This window comes from Kitasatospora sp. NPDC057542 (assembly GCF_042801945.1).
Taxonomy (GTDB): Bacteria; Actinomycetota; Actinomycetes; order Streptomycetales; family Streptomycetaceae; genus Kitasatospora.
Genome location: NZ_JBHVFE010000828.1, coordinates 1 through 1,509 on the forward strand (window position 1 = coordinate 1; position 1,509 = coordinate 1,509).

Annotated in this window: 1 protein-coding gene; it reads right to left on the reverse strand. The window is 68.5% G+C overall.

The window, feature by feature from the left end:
- Nucleotides 1-430: 430 nt before the first annotated feature.
- Nucleotides 431-1,282 (reverse strand): SDR family oxidoreductase, encoded by an 852-nt coding sequence (locus tag ACFU7Y_RS43885; protein WP_380772057.1) that lies wholly within the window; start codon nt 1,280-1,282, stop codon nt 431-433.
- Between the last annotated feature and the right edge of the window lie 227 nt (nt 1,283-1,509).

A 1,509-nucleotide genomic window follows, 5' to 3' on the forward strand; every position in this document is an offset into this window, starting at 1 on the left:
AGCATCGAGCTGTTCGTCCGGGAGTTCAGCGACCCCGAACGCCGCGACGAGACTCCGGAGGGTCCGGTGTCCGGGAGGCCCTGGAAGACCTGAGACGGCTGCGGGAGGCCTGGAGTCGCCTGCTCGACGGCACTGTCACCGATGCCGACGAGATCGCCACGGTCATCTCCGCCCTTCAGCGCATCGAGACCCAGCTCTCCCGGAACTCGGACGGTGCCGGCAAGCTCCGGTAGCCAACACGGCCGTCCCCGCGGCCGGCCGTGGCTTTGTATCTCAGTACGAAGATTGACACAGTCAACCCCGTTCTGGGCGTCCCGTGAAGACATGGCCGGGTGGGTGCGCCTCTGCGCGTTCCACCACTGTGGCCAGGGCGGCGGAAACCAGGGTGCCGAGCAGACCGGGCCCCGTGTGGCTGGTCGGCACGACAAGCTCAGCGGAAGTCGTCGGCGTGGTCGACGGCCCACTGGGCGTAGGTGTGTGCCGGAGCGCCGGTGATCTTTTCGGCGATGACGGAGGTCACGGCCACGACGCCGTCGGCGGCGGCCCACTGACTCACGATCGCCTCGGCCACGACCGGATGCATCGTTCTGGCGACTTCCGCGCGAGCCTGCTCGGCGGAGATGTGTTCAACCCGGATATGACGGCCGATGGCCTCGCCGATGTGCTCGACCTGGCGTTGCAGGGTCAGGGACTCGGCCCCGTAGATGGTGTAGGCCTGGTGCGAGTGGCCCGGTTCGGTCAGGGCGGTCACCGCCAGCGCCGCGATGTCCTTCTCGTGCACCGGTGCCGACTGTGCGAGCGGATAGGGAAGGCGGACGACGTTGTCAGTGCGGATCGATTCGGCCCACCAGGTGCGGGTGTTGGCCGCGAATGTCCCCGGCCTGAGGAACGTCCAGTCCATGCCGGACCGTTGGACGGCCTGCTCGATCGTGCGGTTCAGGCGGGCGACCGGGTGGTCGGCGTCGGGGTCCGGGACGACGGACACCGACGAGAGCAGAACCACCTGCCGGATCCCCGCGGCTGCGGCCGCCGCAGCGACCTTCTCGATGTCGTAGGGCTTCTGGGGGTCGAGCATTCCGTACAGGAACACCTTGTCGGCACCGTCGAGCGCTGCGGGCAGCGTCTCGGGACGCTCCAGGTCGGCGACGACTGCTTCGCACCCAGGCGTCAAGCCCGCGGCTGGGGTCCTGCTGACTGCTCTGACCTGCTCACCGGCGACCAGCAGGCCATCGACCACATGACGACCGACGTTACCGCGAGCGCCGAAGACAACTGCCACCATGATGGAACCTCCTGCTTGTTGTGGACATGAATTGCCGCATTGGCGCGGGTCGTGCGAGATGTGTCGCTGCCACGCGGGTGGCGGACCGGCGCCGGCGGGCCTGGTTGTTGGCGATGGTGTGGGGAACACGTCGGGAGCCGGAGCGCGTCGACCGCGGGATGTGCGGGTACGGGATGTCGCTGCGGCGAGACGGTCGGTCGCGAGTGACGTGGGCGAGGGTCTTCCGC